The organism is Silvimonas terrae (genome assembly GCF_014202765.1).
In the GTDB taxonomy this organism is placed as follows: domain Bacteria; phylum Pseudomonadota; class Gammaproteobacteria; order Burkholderiales; family Chitinibacteraceae; genus Silvimonas; species Silvimonas terrae.
Genome location: NZ_JACHHN010000004.1, coordinates 103,465 through 120,908 on the forward strand (window position 1 = coordinate 103,465; position 17,444 = coordinate 120,908).

Sequence of the window (17,444 nt, forward strand, 5' to 3'; positions counted from 1 at the left end):
GGCCAGCCCGAAGGCTGGCCTTTCAAGAAACCGGCAATCTTTCGATTATTCGGCTTCGACTACTTCTGCATCTTCAGGACGGTCCACCAGTTCAACCAGTGCCATCGGGGCATTGTCGCCCTGACGGAAACCATACTTCAGAATACGCAGGTAACCACCGTTACGGGCAGCGTAGCGCGGGCCGAGAACGTCGAACAGCTTCACCACGATCTCGCGGTCGCGAGTGCGGTTGAAAGCCAGACGGCGGTTAGCCAGGCTCGGTGCCTTACCCAGGGTGATCAGCGGCTCGGCAACGCGACGCAGCTCTTTCGCCTTGGGCAGGGTGGTCTTGATAACTTCATGACGCAGCAGCGCATTCGCCAGGTTGCGCAAAAGCGCCTGACGGTGAGCCGACGTGCGGTTCAGTTTACGATTGGCAAGACGGTGACGCATTTGTCAATTCCTTTCCGTTGGCCGCTCAGGGCTTTTCCAAGCCGACTGGAGGCCAGTTTTCGAGGCGCATACCCAGGCTCAAGCCCTTGGACGCCAGCACTTCCTTGATTTCGTTCAAGGACTTGCGACCAAGATTCGGCGCCTTCAACAATTCTGTCTCAGTACGCTGGATCAGGTCCCCGATGTAATAAATATTCTCAGCTTTCAGGCAGTTCGCCGAACGCACGGTCAGTTCCAGATCGTCCACCGGACGCAGCAGAATCGGATCGATCTGCGGCGCAGCCGGCTTCTCTTCTTCAACCGGGGTGCCTTCCAGATCCGCAAATACGGAGAGCTGGTCAACCAGAATACGCGCGGCCTGACGGACTGCGTCTTCCGGTGTCAGAACACCATTGGTTTCGATGTCGAGAATCAGGCGATCCAGGTCAGTACGCTGTTCAACCCGCGCACTTTCCACCGCGTAACTCACCCGACGAATCGGGCTGAACGAAGCATCAAGCTGGATAGTACCGATAGTACGGTTGTCATCACGACCCAGACGCGCCGGGGCGGGCTGATAACCACGGCCCTTTTCCACCTTGATTTCCATGTTCAGCTTGCCGCCAGCCGAGAGATGCGCAATCACGTGACCGGGATTAACCACTTCCACGTCATGCGGCACCTGAATATCGGCAGCAGTAACCAGACCTTCGCCGTCTTTGGACAGCGTGAGCGTCACGGCTTCACGACCGTGCAACTTCAACACCACGCCCTTCAGATTCAGAAGGATATCGACCACGTCTTCCTGCACGCCATCCAGCGCGGAGTATTCATGGACGATACCTTCAATCTTGACTTCGGTCGGGGCGTAGCCCGGCATCGAAGACAGCAGGATGCGGCGCAGGGCGTTACCGAGCGTATGGCCATAACCGCGCTCGAACGGCTCCATGACCACGCGCGCCTGCGCGCTGGATTGGGCCTGCACGTCGATGATGCGCGGCTTGAGCAACTCATTAGCGAGGTTTTGCATATATCAGTATCCCTTAGCCTTTTCCGGTGCTGGTTATCACTTGGAGTAGTATTCGACGACCAGCGATTCATTGATATCGCTGGACAGGTCGGAACGCTCCGGCATGCTCTTGAAGACACCTTCCATCTTCTTCGAGTCAACCTGCACCCAACCCGGGAAACCGATGCCTTCCGCCAGCGCCAGTGCTTCTTGCACACGCGCTTGCTTCTTGGCCTTTTCGCGAACGCTGACAGCGTCGCCGGCTTTCACCTGGTAAGACGGGATATTGACAACTTCGCCGTTCACCACGATTGCTTTGTGAGAGACGAGCTGACGGGCTTCCGCGCGGGTCGAGGCGTAACCCATGCGATAAACCACGTTGTCCAGACGCGTTTCAAGGATCTGCAGCAGGTTTTCGCCTGTGGAGCCCTTCTTGCGGCTGGCTTGTTCAAAATAACGACGGAACTGACGTTCCAGCACGCCATAGATACGACGAATCTTTTGCTTCTCGCGCAGGTGAACACCGTAGTCCGACAGACGAGGTGTCTTCGCGCCGTGCTGGCCTGGGGCTTGTTCCAGCTTGCACTTGCTATCGAGCGAGCGACGAGCGCTCTTCAGAAAAAGATCCGTACCTTCACGGCGTGCGAGTTTGCACTTGGGTCCGATATAACGAGCCATGATTTACTCCGGGAATTAGATACGACGCTTCTTGGGCGGACGGCAGCCGTTGTGCGGCACTGGTGTCACATCCGAGATGCTGGTGATCTTGAAACCCAGGGCATTGAGTGCGCGGACAGCGGACTCGCGACCCGGACCCGGACCCTTGATACGAACTTCAAGGTTCTTTACACCATATTCCTGGGCAACTTTACCAGCGTGCTCCGCAGCAACCTGTGCTGCAAAGGGTGTACTTTTCCGAGAGCCTTTAAAACCAGCACCGCCCGAGGTAGCCCAGGAGAGAGCATTCCCTTGGCGATCAGTGATGGTCACGATCGTGTTGTTGAAGGACGCATGAACATGCGCAATACCTTCAGACACGCTCTTTTTGACTTTCTTCCGTACACGCACTGTGTTTGCTTTAGCCATTACAAAATCCTTTAGTTACCAGCTTACTTCTTGCCGGCAATAGCCTTGCGCGGACCCTTGCGAGTACGTGCGTTGGTACGCGTGCGTTGGCCACGAACCGGAAGGCCCTTGCGGTGACGCAGACCACGATAGCAGCCAAGGTCCATCAGACGCTTGATGCTCATGGTTACTTCACGGCGCAGATCGCCCTCGACGGTGTACTTGCCTACTTCGTCGCGCAGTTTATCAAGTTCAGCTTCACTGAGATCTTTCACCTTCTTCGTCGGATCGATCGCAACTGCCGTGCATACAGAATATGCGCGGGTGCGGCCAATGCCGTAAATCGCTTGAAGGCCGATCACAGTATGCTGATGGTTAGGGATGTTAACCCCAGCAATACGGGCCATACTTCTTACCCCAGGTTAAAAAGTTGCAGATTATAACGCGAAAAGCCGATTGCCTCAAATCAGCCTTGGCGTTGCTTGTGCCGCGGGTCAGTGCAAATCACGCGCACAACACGGTTGCGGCGGATGATTTTGCAATTGCGGCAGATTTTCTTGACCGATGCTTGAACTCTCATGGTCTGTCCTTTTCTTCAAAATGAAATTCCGGACCGCTTTTGATCCGGAATACGATGCAGTCCCTGTCAAGGAGGACGGATTATAGCCGTCATTCGGGTCAGTCAGGAAGCAAACTGTTTGTTAAAAACAAACCATCGTTCCCTCAAACTTTATTGACAAAAGACCTGCATGTCCTTGTCGGGATAACTCATCAAGCCGCCTCGCGGCATTCAAGCAACCCATCCAGCAGCACCGGAGCGTACCTTGCAGCACGCCCCGGAACCGGTCTTTCTTCAAACTCAGCCCTTGAAGTTAGCCTTCTTGAGCAAGCTTTCGTACTGGTGCGACATCACGTAGGACTGCATTTGAGCCATGAAGTCCATGGTCACCACCACCAGAATCAGCAACGAAGTACCACCAAAATAGAACGGTACGTTCCACTTCAGGATCAGGAACTCCGGAATCAGACAGATAAAGGTGATGTACAACGCACCGATCAGAGTCAGTTTCAGAATCAGCTTTTCGATATAGCGTGCGGTATGCTCGCCCGGACGATAGCCAGGAATCATTGCCCCACTCTTCTTCAGGTTATCCGCGGTTTCCTTGGGATTGAAAACCAGCGCCGTGTAGAAGTAGCAGAAGAAAATGATCGCGGCAGCGTACAGGATCACGTACAGCGGCTGACCTGGATGGAGCATGTCGCCAAACGACTTGAGCCACGAAAACCGTTCACCATTACCACTCCACGACAGAACCGTGGCGGGAAACAGAATGATCGACGAAGCAAAAATCGGCGGGATGACCCCAGCCATGTTGATCTTGAGCGGCAGATGCGTGCTTTGGGCCTGCATGATGCGATTGCCAACCTGACGCTTTGCGTAGTTGACCGGCACCTTGCGTTGACCACGCTCGACAAACACCACTGCTGCAGTCAGCAGCACAACACCAACAAACAGGCCCAGCACCAAAAGAATGGGCAGGGAACCCTGATTAGCCAGCGCCAGCGTCTTGCCGATCGCAGCCGGTACGCCAGAAGCAATACCTGCACAGATCAGAATCGAAATACCGTTGCCAATACCACGCTCAGTAATCTGTTCGCCCAGCCACATCAGGAACATCGTCCCGGTCACCAAGGTAATGATGGTGAGCGGAATAAACTGAACCGAGGGCAGAACAACCAGATTCGGTTGCTTCAACAGCAAAGAAGCAATACCGAAGCTCTGGAAAGTGGCAAGCAGTACCGTCGCATAACGCGTGTATTGCGTAATCTTGCGACGGCCTGCCTCACCTTCTTTCTTGAGCTGCTTGAGCTGAGGCAACACCTCTGCGGCCAACTGCAAAATGATGGACGCAGAGATGTAAGGCATGATCCCGATGGCGAAAACGGTAAAGCGCGACAACGCGCCACCCGAGAACATGTTGAACATGTTCAGCAGGCCCGTTTGCGACGACTCAAACAACCGGGCCAGCTCGACCGGATTGATCCCGGGCACGGGGATATGCGCACCAACACGGTACACAAGCAACGCGCCCAGCATGAACCAGATCCGTTTCTTCAGATCTGCAAACTTGTTTGCAGAACCAGCCAGAGCGGGATTCGCCACGTTTTAGCCTCTCAGCAATTACTCAGCGATGCTGCCGCCAGCTGCTTCAATCGCAGCGCGGGCACCCTTGGTAGCAGCGATGCCTTTCAGCGTCACAGCCTTCTCGATCTTGCCAGACAGCACGACCTTGGCACGCAGGGTCAGGTTGTTCACCAGACCAGCTTGCTTGAGGACGAGCATATCAACTTCAGCAACCGGCAGAGCCTGCAGGTCGGAGAGATTGATTTCTGCATTGCGACCCTTGGCCAGCGAGACGAAGCCACGCTTGGGCAGGCGGCGTTGCAGCGGCATTTGACCGCCTTCAAAGCCAACCTTGTGGAAGCCACCAGCACGGGACTTCTGACCCTTGTGACCACGACCAGCAGTCTTACCCAGACCGGAGCCGATACCACGACCAACGCGACGCTTTGCGTGCTTGGCGCCGACACCCGGAGTAAGGGTGTTCAGTTCCATAGTGTTAGCCATTTAGCCCTCCACTTTCAGCAGGTAGCTGATCTTGTTGATCATGCCCCGGTTTTCCGGGGTGTCGATCACTTCAGAGCTGCTGTTGAGTCTGCGCAGACCCAGACCACGGGCGCATGCCTTGTGGCTTTCCAGGCGGCCGATCAGGCTCTTCACCAGCGTTACTTTTACTTTCTTGACGTCACTCATTCCGCCACCCCAAGAATCTCTTCAACGGTCTTGCCGCGCTTGGCAGCAATATCCGAAGCGGTGTGCAGCTTGGACAGGCCATCCAGCGTTGCGCGAACCAGGTTGTACGGGTTCGTGGAACCGTGGCACTTCGCAGTGATGTTATGAACACCCATCACTTCGAACACAGCGCGCATCGGGCCACCAGCAATAATGCCGGTACCTTCGGATGCAGGCTGCATGTACACGGTAGTCGCACCATGCTTGCCAATCACTGCGTGCGGAACGGTACCGTTCTTCAGCGGCGCCTTGAACATCTTGCGGCGTGCTTCGTCCAGACCCTTTTGCACAGCGACCGGCACTTCTTTGGACTTACCCTTGCCCATGCCGACGCCACCATCGCCATCACCAACCACGGTCAGTGCGGCGAAACCGAGAATACGACCACCCTTCACAACCTTGGTTACGCGGTTAACCGCAACCATTTTCTCGCGAAGGCCGTCCGAGCGATCTTCCGATTCGTTTCTAGCCATTTGATAACTCCGAACTCAATTAGAAGACCAGACCGGCTTCGCGGGCAGCATCTGCCAGCGCTTTCACGCGGCCGTGGTATTTGAAACCGGAACGGTCAAATGCCACGTTTTCGATACCTGCAGCCTTGGCTTTTTCTGCGATGCGCTTGCCGATAACTACAGCTGCGTCAACGCTGGCGCCGTTTTTGATGTCGCCGCGACCTTCCTTTTCCAGGGAGGAAGCGGAAACCAGCACCTTGCCACCGGTTTCATCAATGATCTGGGCGTAGATGTGGCTGTTGGTACGGTGTACCGACAGGCGCACAGCCTTGAGCTCAGCAATCTTTGCACGGGTTTTACGTGCGCGGCGAACTCGAGTTTCTTTCTTGTCCATGATTCAGCCTCAATTACTTCTTCTTGGTTTCTTTCAGCGTTACAACTTCATCCGAGTAACGCACGCCCTTGCCCTTATAGGGTTCCGGAGCGCGGTAAGCGCGGATTTCAGCAGCAACCTGACCAAGAGCTTGCTTGTCGGCGCCCTTAAGGACGATTTCGGTCTGTGTCGGGGTTTCCACCTTCACACCAGCCGGCATCTTGTGCGCGACCGGGTGAGAGAAGCCCAGCGTCAGATTCAGCAAATCGCCTTGAGCCTGAGCACGGTAGCCCACGCCCACCAGGGTGAGCTTGCGCTCAAAACCCTTGGAAACGCCAACAACCATGTTGTTTACCAGCGCGCGGATGGTACCGGACATTGCACGAGCTTCTTTGCTTTCGCCATTGGCGGCAAAGACCACGTTGTTGTCTTCGACCTTGACCGACACATTGCCAGTCAGCGGCTGAACCAGGGTGCCGTTAGGACCCTTGATTGCGATCTCGTTGGCAGTGAGCTTGACTTCAACGCCCGACGGGATAGCGACCGGATTTTTTGCTACGCGAGACATGAATTCACCTCATCAAGCAACGAAGCACAGAAGCTCGCCACCAACACCGTTGGCACGCGCTTTGCGATCGGTCATCACACCCTTGGACGTGGAAACAATCGCCACGCCAAGACCATTCATTACTTGCGGAATACTGTCGGAACCTTTGTATACGCGCAGACCAGGCTTCGAAACGCGTTCGATGCGTTCGATAACCGGGCGACCGGCGTAGTACTTCAGTTCAATCGTCAGTTCACGCTTGACGTCGCCAGCGACGTTGAACGATTCAACGTAACCTTCGTCTTTCAGAACCTGAGCGATAGCCACCTTCAGCTTCGAAGAGGGCATAGTCACCGAGACCTTGTCCGCACGCTGAGCGTTACGGATGCGGGTCAGCATATCGGCGATAGGATCATGCATTGCCATATTTCTTCTCCTGTCCCGATTACCAGCTTGCCTTGGTCATGCCGGGGATTTCACCCTTCATGGCCAATTCACGCAGTTTGTTACGAGCCAGACCGAACTTGCGGAAAGTACCGCGAGGACGACCGGTCAGGGCGCAACGGTTACGCACGCGGGACGGGCTGGCGTTGCGGGGCAGTTGCTGGAACTTCAGACGCGCAGCAAAGCGGTCTTCTTCGGACGCGTTGACGTCGTTGATGATCGTCAGCAGCTGGGCACGCTTGGCTGCGAACTTAGCGACGGTAGCGCGGCGCTTTTCCTCACGATTGATCAATGAGAGTTTTGCCATTATGTTCGCCTCAATTCTTGAACGGGAACTTGAAGGCGGCCAGCAGCGCGCGCGCTTCATCGTCGGTCTTCGCAGTCGTGGTGATGGTAATGTTCATACCACGCAGAGCGTCGATCTTGTCGTACTCGATTTCCGGGAAAATGATCTGTTCCTTGACGCCCATGTTGTAGTTACCACGGCCATCAAAGGACTTGCCATTCACGCCACGGAAGTCGCGAACGCGCGGAAGCGCAACCGACACCAGACGATCCAGGAATTCGTACATACGTTCACGGCGCAGGGTTACCTTGCAACCGATCGGGTAGCCATCACGGATCTTGAAGCCAGCGATGGACTTCTTGGCTTTGGTCACGACGGCCTTTTGACCGGTAATCGCTTCCATATCGCCAACAGCGTGTTCCATCACTTTCTTGTCAGCAACCGCTTCGCCAACACCCATGTTGACGGTGATCTTTTCGATCCGCGGCACTTCCATGACAGACTTGTAACCGAACTGTTCTACCAGTTGCGGCACAACCTTTTCATTATAAAAATCTTGCAGACGGGGCATTGTCTATCTCCTTAAGCGCCAACAACTTCGCCGTTGGACTTGAAGAAGCGAACCTTCTTGCCGTCTTCGAGCACCTTGAAGCCAACGCGATCTGCCTTACCGGTAGTTGCGTTGAAAATGGCGACGTTGGACACATGAATAGAAGCGTTCATTTCGACAATCCCGCCTTGCTGACCGCGCATCGGGTTCGGCTTCTGGTGTTTCTTCACCACGGCCACACCTTCAACAACAATACGGTCTTCATTCGGGATCACACGCAGCACGGTACCGCGCTTGCCCTTGTCCTTACCGGTAATGACGATGACTTCGTCACCTTTGCGAATCTTGTTCATGCAGCTTCTCCTTACAGCACTTCGGGCGCGAGCGACACGATCTTCATGAAGCGCTCGGTACGCAGTTCACGCGTAACCGGCCCGAAGATACGGGTGCCGATCGGTTCCAGCTTGGCGTTAAGGAGGACAGCGGCATTGCCGTCGAACTTGATGAGCGAGCCATCAGCACGACGAACACCCTTGGCAGTACGAACTACCACGGCGTTGTAAACATCGCCCTTCTTGACGCGACCACGCGGTGCAGCATCTTTAATGCTGACCTTGATGATGTCGCCAACGGATGCATAGCGGCGCTTGGAGCCGCCCAACACCTTGATGCACATTACGGAGCGCGCACCAGTGTTGTCTGCAACCTCCAGCATGGATTGCATTTGAATCATTGGAAAAAAACCTCCAACTTAACCCGCGACACCTCGACAAGTCGAAGCAAGCGCTCGACATGTGCCGAGCAAATCGCGGCCAGTTTTGGACCCCGTCCGGGGAAAACGATGCAGAAAAATCGGGCGAAACCCTTTTCTTTTGCAACATGGAAAAACGGGCATTGTACACAAGGTACAATGCCCGCGCAACCATTTGAGGTGATTAAGTTTTCCGCCTGAACGGAAAACCTGTCACATCAAACGATACGTGCTTTTTCAAGCAGCGTGGTAACCACCCAAGCCTTGGTCTTGGAAAGAGGACGACCCTCTTCGATCATGACCAGATCACCTTCGTGGTACTGATTGGTTTCGTCGTGTGCGTGGTACTTCTTGGAGCGACGTACAACCTTGCCATAGAGCGGGTGCTTCACCAGATGCTCAACCAGCACGGTCACAGTCTTGTCCATCTTGTCGCTCACAACACGACCAGTCAGCGTGCGCTTCAATTTCGCTTCGGACATGTTATGCCGCCTTTTGTGCCAGGATGGTACGAACGCGCGCAATATCCTTGCGCACACGATTGATCTCGCTGGTCTTGGCGAGTTGGCCCGTGGCGTGCTGCATGCGCAGACTGAATTGCGCCTTCAGCAACGCAGTCAGTTCACTCTTCAGCTCGCCTTCGGATTTTTGACGAAGTTCAGCAGATTTCATCATTGCCCCACTTGACGAGAGACGAAGGACACTGCGAACGGCAGCTTGGCCGAAGCCAGGCGGAATGCTTCGCGAGCGATTTCCTCAGCGACGCCATCCAGTTCGTAGAGCACCTTGCCAGGTTGAATTTCAGCGACCCAATATTCCGGGCTACCCTTACCGTTACCCATACGCACTTCAGCAGGCTTGGTCGAAATGGGTTTGTCCGGGAACACACGGATCCACACACGACCGCCACGCTTGATGTAGCGGGTAATGGCACGACGGGCGGACTCGATCTGACGTGCAGTCAGACGGCCACGACCCATCGCCTTCAGGCCGAAGGTACCAAATGCAACGCTGTTACCGCGGGTAGCGATACCAGTATTGCGGCCCTTTTGAACCTTGCGGTATTTAAGTCTAGTTGGCTGCAGCATTGCGAGGCCCCTTACGTTCACGCTTGCGGGTTTCTACCGGTTCTTGTGCTGCCTTTTCGCCAGGCTTCACTTCACCCTTGTAGACCCAAACCTTGATACCGATGATGCCGTAAGTGGTCTGCGCTTCCGAAGTCGCGTAGTCAATGTCGGCACGCAGGGTATGCAAAGGCACGCGGCCTTCGCGATACCACTCGGTACGCGCAATTTCGATACCGTTCAGACGGCCGGACGACATGATCTTGATGCCTTGAGCACCCAGACGCATGGCGTTTTGCATCGCGCGCTTCATGGCACGACGGAACATCACACGCTTTTCGAGTTGCGAAGCGATGCTGTCGGCGATGATTTGTGCGTCGATTTCCGGCTTGCGGACTTCTTCGATGTTCACGTGAACCGGCACTTTCAGGATGCCCTGAAGCTGGCTCTTCAAAACTTCGATGTCCTCGCCTTTCTTGCCGATCACCACACCCGGACGAGCGGTATGGATAGTGATCTTGGCATTCTTGGCCGGGCGTTCGATAACCACGCGGCTAACGGAAGCGTTTGCCAGCTTCTTCTTCAGGAATGCGCGGACTTCAACATCTTCCGTCAGCATCTTGCTGAAGTTGCGGCTGTTGGCGTACCAACGCGAAGCCCAGTTTTTGGTTACAGCCAGACGGAAACCCGTCGGATGGATTTTCTGACCCATTTTCGCTCCTTAGTCGCCAACAGTCAGCGTGATGTGGCAGGTTTGCTTCTCGATGCGGTTGCCGCGGCCTTTGGCACGAGCAGCGAAACGCTTCAGAGACGGACCCTTGTCCACATAGATCGTGGCGACCTTGAGAGAGTCGATATCGGCGCCTTCGTTGTGCTCGGCGTTAGCGATAGCGGACTCGAGTACCTTCTTGATCAGCACGGCACCCTTTTTCGGGCTGAAAGCCAGGATGTTCAGTGCTTGCTCAACCGGCTTGCCACGCACGAGGTCAGCGACAAGACGAGCCTTCTGGGCGGAGAGACGAGCATTGCTCAGTACAGCGGATACTTGCATGTCATCACCTTAGCGCTTGGCTTTTTTGTCGGCGGCATGACCTTTGAAAGTCCGGGTGAGTGCAAACTCGCCCAGCTTGTGGCCAACCATGTTTTCGTTCACGTATACCGGAACGTGCTGCTTGCCGTTATGCACGGCGATCGTCAGACCGACGAAATCAGGCAGCACGGTCGAGCGACGCGACCAGGTCTTGATCGGGCGCTTGTCGTTCGAGTTGCGCGCAGCCTCAACCTTTTTGATGAGGTGCAGGTCAACGAACGGGCCCTTCTTGATAGAACGTGCCATGTTCAATTACCCCTTATTCGCAGGACGGCGACGTACGCGCATGTTGTCCGTACGCTTGTTGTTACGGGTACGGTAGCCCTTGGTCGGCTGGCCCCATGGGCTAACCGGCACACGACCTTCACCAGTACGACCTTCACCACCACCGTGCGGGTGATCGATCGGGTTCATGGCAGTACCGCGAACGGTCGGGCGAATACCCAACCAGCGCTTGGCACCAGCCTTACCGTAAGAACGCAGGCTATGCTCTTCGTTACCGACTTCACCCAGGGTAGCGCGGCAGTCAACGTGGACCTTGCGAATTTCACCCGAGCGCAGACGCAGCTGAGCATAGATGCCTTCGCGAGCCAGCAGTTGCACGCCAGCACCAGCCGAACGCGCCAATTGGGCGCCCTTGCCAGGCTGCAGTTCAACGCAGTGAATCGTCGAACCCACCGGAATGTTGCGGATCGGCAGCGCGTTACCGGCCTTGATCGGGGCTTCTGCGCCCGACACCAGCACGGCACCCGCCTTCACGCCCTTGGGGGCAATGATGTAACGGCGTTCGCCGTCGGCGTAGCACAGCAGCGCGATGTTCGCGGTACGGTTCGGATCGTATTCCAGACGTTCAACAGTCGCCGGCACGCCGTCTTTGTTGCGCTTGAAATCGATAATACGATAGTGCTGCTTGTGGCCACCACCCTTATGACGGGTCGTGATCACACCGCGGTTGTTACGACCGGCGGTCTTGGATTGCGATTCCAGCAGCGGTGCGTACGGGGCACCTTTATGCAGGTCAGGATTAACAACCTTGACTACTGCGCGGCGACCGGCGGACGTCGGTTTTACTTTTACCAATGCCATTTCTCAGTCTCCTTATTGCGCAGCCGCGAGGTCAATTTCCTGGCCCGGAGCAAGGCTGATGTACGCCTTTTTCCAGCTAGCGCGACGGCCGGTAAAACGACCATGGCGCTTGACCTTGCCGTGCACGTTCAGAACTTGAACGCTCTCAACCTTGACCTTGAACAGCAGCTCAACGGCAGCCTTGATCTCAGCCTTGGTCGCATCCGTGGAAACACGGAACACGATCTGCTCAGCCTTTTCTGCCACGAAGGTCGACTTTTCAGACACGACCGGCGCACGCAGAACCTGCAGCAAACGATTTTCAGTAAATTGCGTCATGCGAACATCTCCTCGAAGGCGGCCAGCGCATCGCGGGTCAGCACAACCTTCTTGAAACGCACGAGGCTGACCGGATCGGCCTGCGACGGTTCCAGAACCAGCACGTTCGGCAGGTTACGGGAAGCGAGGTACAGGTTTTCGTCCAGTTCCTTCGTGATGATCAGCGCGGAATCCAGCTTCAGAGCATCCAGCTTTTGCACGAAAGACTTGGTCTTCGGTGCGTCCAGCTTGATGTCGTCAACGATAACCAGACGATCTTCGCGAACCAGTTGCGACAGAATGGTCGCGATACCGGCGCGGTACATCTTGCGGTTAACTTTGTGGCTGAAGTTTTCGTCCGGGCTGTTCGGGAAAATACGACCACCACCACGCCACAGCGGCGAGGAAGTCATACCAGCACGAGCACGACCGGTGCCCTTTTGCTTGAACGGCTTCTTGGTGGAGTGATTTACCTGTTCGCGGTCTTTCTGCGCGCGATTGCCGCTACGGGCATTCGCGAAATACGCGGTCACAACCTGGTGAACCAGCGCTTCATTGAATTCACGACCAAACAGGGCATCGGAGCCGGCGACGGCGACTTGCGCCTCACCACTTGCATTAATGACTTTGAGTTCCATTACGCACCTGCCTTCACACTCGGGCGAACGACAACGTCATTACCCTTGGAGCCAGGGACAGCGCCCTTTACCAACAGCAGTTGACGTTCAACGTCGATACGGACGACTTCCAGGTTCTGCACAGTACGCTTGACGTTACCCAGTTGACCGGCCATACGCTTACCCGGGAAAACACGACCCGGATCTTGCGCCATACCGATAGAACCCGGCGAATTGTGCGAACGAGAGTTACCATGCGAAGCACGGTTCGAGGAGAAGTTGTGACGCTTGATGGCACCGGCAAAGCCTTTACCCTGGCTGGTGCCAGAGATATCCACCAACTGACCAACTGCGAACACTTCGACCGACAGCGCGTCGCCAGCCTTCAGCTCGGACAATTTGGCAGCATCGATACGGAACTCAACGAGATCCAGACCTGCTTCCACGCCGGCTTTGGCAAAGTGACCGGCTTCCGCCTTGTTCACACGATTGGCCTTCTTTGCACCGAAAGTAACCTGGACAGCTGCATAGCCATCAGTTTCCGGCGTCTTGACTTGCGTGACGCGATTGGCCGACATATCCAGCACAGTTACCGGGATGGACACGCCATCATCAGCAAAAATGCGGGTCATGCCGACTTTACGTCCGACGAGACCTAAGCTCATAGTTATTTCCTTTTCAGGGCCGATTTCGATTGACCGGCAAATAACCGTTGATTAAAAAAAACGAGCTTACCGTCACAAAAACGGTAAGCCCGAGATATTAGCACTAAATTTCCTGCCGTTGCAAGCACTTAGCTCGCCCCGACCTTCAATTCATGCTCTGGCAGATCAGCGGCGAGACCCAGGGCCCCGCCAGCCGAATCACTGCAGTTTGATTTCGACGTCCACGCCAGCCGGCAGATCCAGCTTCATCAGCGCATCAACGGTCTTGTCGGTAGGATCGACAATGTCCATCAGACGCAGATGAGTACGGATTTCGAACTGGTCGCGGGAAGTCTTGTTCACGTGCGGCGAACGCAGAACGTCGAAACGCTCAATCTTCGTCGGCAGCGGAACCGGACCCTTCACAACAGCACCGGTACGCTTGGCAGTTTCGACGATTTCCTGTGCGGAACGGTCGATCAGCGCGTAGTCGAATGCCTTCAGGCGGATACGAATTTTCTGGTTTTGCATGATTTATGCCTTACTCAACGATCTTGGCAACAACGCCAGCGCCAACGGTACGGCCACCTTCGCGGATCGCGAAGCGCAGACCTTGTTCCATGGCGATCGGGGCGATCAGGGCAACAGTGATAGTCACGTTGTCACCTGGCATCACCATTTCAGTACCTTCCGGCAGGCTGATCGCGCCAGTCACGTCGGTAGTACGGAAGTAGAACTGCGGACGGTAGTTGCTGAAGAACGGGGTGTGACGACCACCTTCATCCTTGGACAGCACGTAGATCTCGGCAGTGAACTTGGTATGCGGGGTGATGGAGCCCGGCTTGGCCAGAACCTGACCACGCTGGACGTCTTCACGCTTGGTACCACGCAGCAGCGCGCCGATGTTGTCGCCAGCCTGACCTTGATCCAGCAGCTTGCGGAACATTTCCACGCCGGTGCAAGTGGTCTTGACGGTCGGAACGATACCCACGATTTCCAGTTCTTCGCCAACCTTGATGATGCCGCGCTCAACACGACCGGTCACAACAGTACCGCGACCAGAGATCGAGAACACATCTTCAACCGGCATCAGGAAGGTACCGTCGATGGCACGCTCCGGTTCCGGAATGTAGCTGTCCAGTGCGTCGGCCAGACGGAAGATGGCGGGTTCGCCGATTTCCGATTGGTCGCCGTTCAGGGCCAGCATGGCGGAGCCGTGGATGATCGGGGTGTCATCACCCGGGAAGTCGTACTTGGACAGCAGGTCACGCACTTCCATTTCAACCAGTTCCAGCAGCTCGGCGTCATCCACCATGTCGCACTTGTTCAGGAACACGAGGATGTACGGAACGCCAACCTGGCGGGCCAGCAGGATGTGCTCGCGGGTTTGCGGCATGGGGCCGTCAGCAGCCGAACACACCAGGATCGCGCCGTCCATCTGCGCAGCACCGGTAATCATGTTCTTCACATAGTCAGCGTGACCCGGGCAGTCGACGTGCGCGTAGTGGCGGGTTGCGGTTTCGTATTCAACGTGTGCGGTGTTGATCGTGATACCGCGAGCCTTTTCTTCCGGCGCGCTGTCAATCTGGGAGTAGTCTTTGGCTTCGCCACCGAACTTCTTGGACAGAATGGTGGTGATCGCTGCGGTCAGCGTGGTCTTGCCGTGGTCAACGTGACCGATGGTACCAACGTTGACGTGCGGCTTCGTACGCGCAAACTTTTCCTTTGCCATTTCTTTGCTTCCTTAAATTCTGGATTCTTCAGTAACAGCCCGGCGCCAGGCACCAGGCCATCATCAATTACTTCTTGTTCGCCATGATGGCGTCGGCCACGTGCTTCGGCGCTTGCGAGTAGTGCTTGAACTCCATGGAGTACGTTGCACGACCTTGCGACATCGAACGCAGTGTAGTCGAGTAGCCAAACATTTCGGACAGCGGGACTTCAACCTTCACCATCTTGCCGCCGGCAGGATTGTCATCCATACCCTGGATGATGCCGCGACGGGAAGACAGATCGCCCATGATGTCGCCCATGTATTCTTCCGGCGTCTCGATTTCCACGGCCATCATCGGCTCGAGGATAACCGGGTTGGCACGGCGCATGGCTTCCTTGAACGCAATCGAACCAGCCAGTTCGAACGCGATCTGCGAGGAGTCAACATCGTGGTACGAACCGAACGTCAGGCGCACAGTCACGTCAACCACCGGGAAGCCTGCCAGAATGCCGGACTTCAGCGTGTTCTGGATACCCTTGTCCACCGACGGGATGAATTCGCGGGGGATCACACCACCCTTGATTTCGTCGAAGAACTGGTAGCCCTGGCCTTCGCCGGACGGCTCCAGCGTGATCGTACAATCACCAAACTGGCCCTTACCACCGGATTGCTTGGCATGCTTACCTTGAACGTCCTTGACGGTTTGCGTCACGGTTTCACGGTAGGCAACCTGCGGCGCACCCACGTTGGCTTCCACGCCGAATTCGCGCTTCATACGGTCAACCAGAATTTCCAGGTGCAGTTCACCCATACCGGAAATAATGGTCTGGCCCGATTCTTCATCGGTACGAACGCGGAACGACGGATCTTCCTTGGCCAGGCGGTTCAGGGCTACACCCATCTTTTCCTGGTCAGCCTTGGTTTTCGGTTCGACGGCAACGTGAATCACCGGCTCCGGGAAAACCATACGCTCAAGAATGATCGGGGCATCGATAGCACACAGGGTTTCACCTGTGGTCACGTCCTTCAGGCCAATCGCAGCTGCGATATCGCCGGCGTGAACTTCTTCGATTTCCTTACGGTCGTTGGCGTGCATCTGCACGATACGACCGATACGCTCTTTACGGTCTTTCACCGAGTTCAGAACGGAATCACCTTGTTTAACCACGCCGGAGTAGACACGGAAGAAGGTCAATTGACCAACGTACGGGTCATTCATCAGCTTGAAGGCCAGCGCCGAGAACGGTGCTGTATCCGACGGCTCGCGCGAAGTCGGCTGTTCACGGTCATCAGTACCCGCAACCGCCGGAATATCAACCGGGGACGGCAGGAATTCGATCACGGCGTCCAGCATGCGTTGCACGCCCTTGTTCTTGAACGCGGTACCGCAAAGCATCGGCTGGATTTCACAAGCCAGAGTACGAGCACGAATGGCTTGAACGATTTCTTCTTCGCTCAAAGTCCCTTCTTCCAGGTACTTGTTCATCAGATCTTCGTTCGCTTCAGCAGCGGACTCAACCAGCTTTTCGCGCCATTCTTCAGCAACGGCTTGCAAGTCTGCCGGGATATCGCGGTATTCAAACTTCATACCTTGCGAAGCTTCATCCCAGTAAATGGCTTGCATCTTGACCAGATCTACCACGCCTTCAAACTTGTCTTCTGCGCCGATAGGAATAACAACCGGAACAGGACTTGCCTTCAGACGGGTCTTCATCTGCTCAACAACGCGGAAGAAGTTGGCACCTTGACGGTCCATCTTGTTCACGAACGCCAGACGCGGAACCTTGTACTTGTTAGCTTGACGCCAAACGGTCTCGGACTGCGGCTGAACGCCACCGACCGCGCAGTACACCATGCAAGCACCATCCAGCACGCGCATGGAACGTTCAACTTCAATCGTGAAGTCAACGTGCCCCGGGGTGTCGATGATGTTGAAGCGGTGTTCCTGGAACTGCATACCCATACCTTTCCAGAAGGTGGTGGTAGCAGCCGAGGTAATGGTAATACCGCGTTCTTGCTCTTGTTCCATCCAGTCCATGGTGGCTGCGCCATCATGCACTTCACCGATCTTGTGGTTAACACCGGTGTAGAACAGGATACGTTCGGTCGTGGTGGTCTTGCCTGCATCGATGTGAGCGGAAATACCGATGTTACGGTAGCGCTCAATGGGGGTATTACGAGCCACGATGT

30 protein-coding genes are annotated in these 17,444 nt (G+C 55.6%); all 30 read right to left on the reverse strand.

Annotated elements, in window-relative coordinates; all coding sequences use genetic code 11:
- Positions 1-45 precede the first annotated feature (45 nt).
- Entirely contained in the window at positions 46-432 is a 387-nt protein-coding gene (rplQ, locus tag HNQ50_RS10465; RefSeq protein ID WP_184100393.1) for a 50S ribosomal protein L17, read from the reverse strand.
- A 25-nt stretch (positions 433-457) separates the two neighbouring features.
- Positions 458-1,441: a DNA-directed RNA polymerase subunit alpha gene (locus tag HNQ50_RS10470; RefSeq protein WP_184100395.1), complete on the reverse strand. Its 984-nt coding sequence runs from the start codon at positions 1,439-1,441 to the stop codon at positions 458-460.
- Positions 1,442-1,477: 36 nt separating this feature from the next.
- Complete coding sequence (gene rpsD, locus HNQ50_RS10475; RefSeq protein WP_184100405.1) at positions 1,478-2,098, reverse strand: 30S ribosomal protein S4; 621 nt, start codon at positions 2,096-2,098, stop codon at positions 1,478-1,480.
- A 15-nt stretch (positions 2,099-2,113) separates the two neighbouring features.
- The gene (gene rpsK / locus HNQ50_RS10480) at positions 2,114-2,506 is read right to left on the reverse strand and encodes a 30S ribosomal protein S11 (RefSeq protein ID WP_053939957.1); all 393 of its coding nucleotides are present in this window, start codon (positions 2,504-2,506) and stop codon (positions 2,114-2,116) included.
- A 23-nt stretch (positions 2,507-2,529) separates the two neighbouring features.
- Positions 2,530-2,892, reverse strand: a complete 363-nt coding sequence (gene rpsM, locus HNQ50_RS10485; protein WP_184100408.1) for a 30S ribosomal protein S13 — start codon at positions 2,890-2,892, stop codon at positions 2,530-2,532.
- Between the two features lie 59 nt (positions 2,893-2,951).
- Positions 2,952-3,065: a 50S ribosomal protein L36 gene (gene rpmJ, locus HNQ50_RS10490; RefSeq protein WP_018748524.1), complete on the reverse strand. Its 114-nt coding sequence runs from the start codon at positions 3,063-3,065 to the stop codon at positions 2,952-2,954.
- Positions 3,066-3,344: 279 nt separating this feature from the next.
- Positions 3,345-4,649: a preprotein translocase subunit SecY gene (secY, locus tag HNQ50_RS10495; protein WP_184100410.1), complete on the reverse strand. Its 1,305-nt coding sequence runs from the start codon at positions 4,647-4,649 to the stop codon at positions 3,345-3,347.
- A gap of 18 nt (positions 4,650-4,667) precedes the next feature.
- Positions 4,668-5,102 (reverse strand): 50S ribosomal protein L15, encoded by a 435-nt coding sequence (gene rplO / locus HNQ50_RS10500; RefSeq protein WP_184101297.1) that lies wholly within the window; start codon positions 5,100-5,102, stop codon positions 4,668-4,670.
- Between the two features lie 12 nt (positions 5,103-5,114).
- Positions 5,115-5,300, reverse strand: coding sequence for a 50S ribosomal protein L30 (gene rpmD, locus HNQ50_RS10505; RefSeq protein ID WP_184100412.1), 186 nt, complete (start codon positions 5,298-5,300; stop codon positions 5,115-5,117).
- A complete protein-coding gene (gene rpsE / locus HNQ50_RS10510) occupies positions 5,297-5,812 on the reverse strand; it encodes a 30S ribosomal protein S5 (protein WP_184100414.1) in 516 nt (171 codons plus the stop codon). The genes rpmD and rpsE overlap by 4 nt, the downstream gene beginning before the upstream one ends.
- A gap of 19 nt (positions 5,813-5,831) precedes the next feature.
- Positions 5,832-6,185: a 50S ribosomal protein L18 gene (rplR, locus tag HNQ50_RS10515; protein ID WP_184100416.1), complete on the reverse strand. Its 354-nt coding sequence runs from the start codon at positions 6,183-6,185 to the stop codon at positions 5,832-5,834.
- A 13-nt stretch (positions 6,186-6,198) separates the two neighbouring features.
- On the reverse strand, positions 6,199-6,732 hold the full coding sequence (rplF, locus tag HNQ50_RS10520) for a 50S ribosomal protein L6 (RefSeq protein ID WP_184100418.1): 534 nt from the start codon (positions 6,730-6,732) through the stop codon (positions 6,199-6,201).
- 12 nt (positions 6,733-6,744) lie between these two features.
- Positions 6,745-7,137 (reverse strand): 30S ribosomal protein S8, encoded by a 393-nt coding sequence (rpsH, locus tag HNQ50_RS10525; protein WP_184100420.1) that lies wholly within the window; start codon positions 7,135-7,137, stop codon positions 6,745-6,747.
- A gap of 19 nt (positions 7,138-7,156) precedes the next feature.
- Positions 7,157-7,462 carry a 30S ribosomal protein S14 gene (gene rpsN, locus HNQ50_RS10530; RefSeq protein WP_184100428.1) on the reverse strand — a complete coding sequence of 102 codons (306 nt, stop codon included), beginning with the start codon at positions 7,460-7,462 and terminating at the stop codon, positions 7,157-7,159.
- A 10-nt stretch (positions 7,463-7,472) separates the two neighbouring features.
- Positions 7,473-8,012 carry a 50S ribosomal protein L5 gene (rplE, locus tag HNQ50_RS10535; protein ID WP_184100430.1) on the reverse strand — a complete coding sequence of 180 codons (540 nt, stop codon included), beginning with the start codon at positions 8,010-8,012 and terminating at the stop codon, positions 7,473-7,475.
- Between the two features lie 11 nt (positions 8,013-8,023).
- Positions 8,024-8,344, reverse strand: coding sequence for a 50S ribosomal protein L24 (gene rplX / locus HNQ50_RS10540; RefSeq protein WP_184100432.1), 321 nt, complete (start codon positions 8,342-8,344; stop codon positions 8,024-8,026).
- 11 nt (positions 8,345-8,355) lie between these two features.
- Positions 8,356-8,724, reverse strand: a complete 369-nt coding sequence (gene rplN / locus HNQ50_RS10545) for a 50S ribosomal protein L14 (protein WP_184100434.1) — start codon at positions 8,722-8,724, stop codon at positions 8,356-8,358.
- A gap of 236 nt (positions 8,725-8,960) precedes the next feature.
- Complete coding sequence (gene rpsQ, locus HNQ50_RS10550; protein WP_184100436.1) at positions 8,961-9,224, reverse strand: 30S ribosomal protein S17; 264 nt, start codon at positions 9,222-9,224, stop codon at positions 8,961-8,963.
- A 1-nt stretch (position 9,225) separates the two neighbouring features.
- Positions 9,226-9,414, reverse strand: coding sequence for a 50S ribosomal protein L29 (gene rpmC, locus HNQ50_RS10555; RefSeq protein WP_184101299.1), 189 nt, complete (start codon positions 9,412-9,414; stop codon positions 9,226-9,228).
- Positions 9,414-9,830 (reverse strand): 50S ribosomal protein L16, encoded by a 417-nt coding sequence (gene rplP, locus HNQ50_RS10560; protein WP_184100438.1) that lies wholly within the window; start codon positions 9,828-9,830, stop codon positions 9,414-9,416. The genes rpmC and rplP overlap by 1 nt, the downstream gene beginning before the upstream one ends.
- Positions 9,814-10,518 carry a 30S ribosomal protein S3 gene (gene rpsC, locus HNQ50_RS10565; RefSeq protein ID WP_184100440.1) on the reverse strand — a complete coding sequence of 235 codons (705 nt, stop codon included), beginning with the start codon at positions 10,516-10,518 and terminating at the stop codon, positions 9,814-9,816. The genes rplP and rpsC overlap by 17 nt, the downstream gene beginning before the upstream one ends.
- 9 nt (positions 10,519-10,527) lie before the next feature.
- Positions 10,528-10,857 (reverse strand): 50S ribosomal protein L22, encoded by a 330-nt coding sequence (gene rplV, locus HNQ50_RS10570; protein WP_184100442.1) that lies wholly within the window; start codon positions 10,855-10,857, stop codon positions 10,528-10,530.
- Between the two features lie 9 nt (positions 10,858-10,866).
- Positions 10,867-11,142, reverse strand: coding sequence for a 30S ribosomal protein S19 (gene rpsS / locus HNQ50_RS10575; protein WP_184100444.1), 276 nt, complete (start codon positions 11,140-11,142; stop codon positions 10,867-10,869).
- A gap of 6 nt (positions 11,143-11,148) precedes the next feature.
- The gene (gene rplB / locus HNQ50_RS10580) at positions 11,149-11,982 is read right to left on the reverse strand and encodes a 50S ribosomal protein L2 (protein ID WP_184100446.1); all 834 of its coding nucleotides are present in this window, start codon (positions 11,980-11,982) and stop codon (positions 11,149-11,151) included.
- A 12-nt stretch (positions 11,983-11,994) separates the two neighbouring features.
- The gene (gene rplW, locus HNQ50_RS10585) at positions 11,995-12,300 is read right to left on the reverse strand and encodes a 50S ribosomal protein L23 (RefSeq protein WP_184100448.1); all 306 of its coding nucleotides are present in this window, start codon (positions 12,298-12,300) and stop codon (positions 11,995-11,997) included.
- Positions 12,297-12,917: a 50S ribosomal protein L4 gene (rplD, locus tag HNQ50_RS10590; RefSeq protein WP_184100450.1), complete on the reverse strand. Its 621-nt coding sequence runs from the start codon at positions 12,915-12,917 to the stop codon at positions 12,297-12,299. The genes rplW and rplD overlap by 4 nt, the downstream gene beginning before the upstream one ends.
- Positions 12,917-13,561 (reverse strand): 50S ribosomal protein L3, encoded by a 645-nt coding sequence (gene rplC / locus HNQ50_RS10595; RefSeq protein ID WP_184100452.1) that lies wholly within the window; start codon positions 13,559-13,561, stop codon positions 12,917-12,919. The genes rplD and rplC overlap by 1 nt, the downstream gene beginning before the upstream one ends.
- Positions 13,562-13,759: 198 nt before the next feature.
- Complete coding sequence (gene rpsJ / locus HNQ50_RS10600; protein ID WP_184100454.1) at positions 13,760-14,071, reverse strand: 30S ribosomal protein S10; 312 nt, start codon at positions 14,069-14,071, stop codon at positions 13,760-13,762.
- Positions 14,072-14,081: 10 nt separating this feature from the next.
- Positions 14,082-15,272: an elongation factor Tu gene (gene tuf / locus HNQ50_RS10605; protein WP_184100455.1), complete on the reverse strand. Its 1,191-nt coding sequence runs from the start codon at positions 15,270-15,272 to the stop codon at positions 14,082-14,084.
- Between the two features lie 67 nt (positions 15,273-15,339).
- The gene (gene fusA, locus HNQ50_RS10610; RefSeq protein ID WP_184100457.1) at positions 15,340-17,439 is read right to left on the reverse strand and encodes an elongation factor G; all 2,100 of its coding nucleotides are present in this window, start codon (positions 17,437-17,439) and stop codon (positions 15,340-15,342) included.
- Positions 17,440-17,444: the final 5 nt, after the last annotated feature.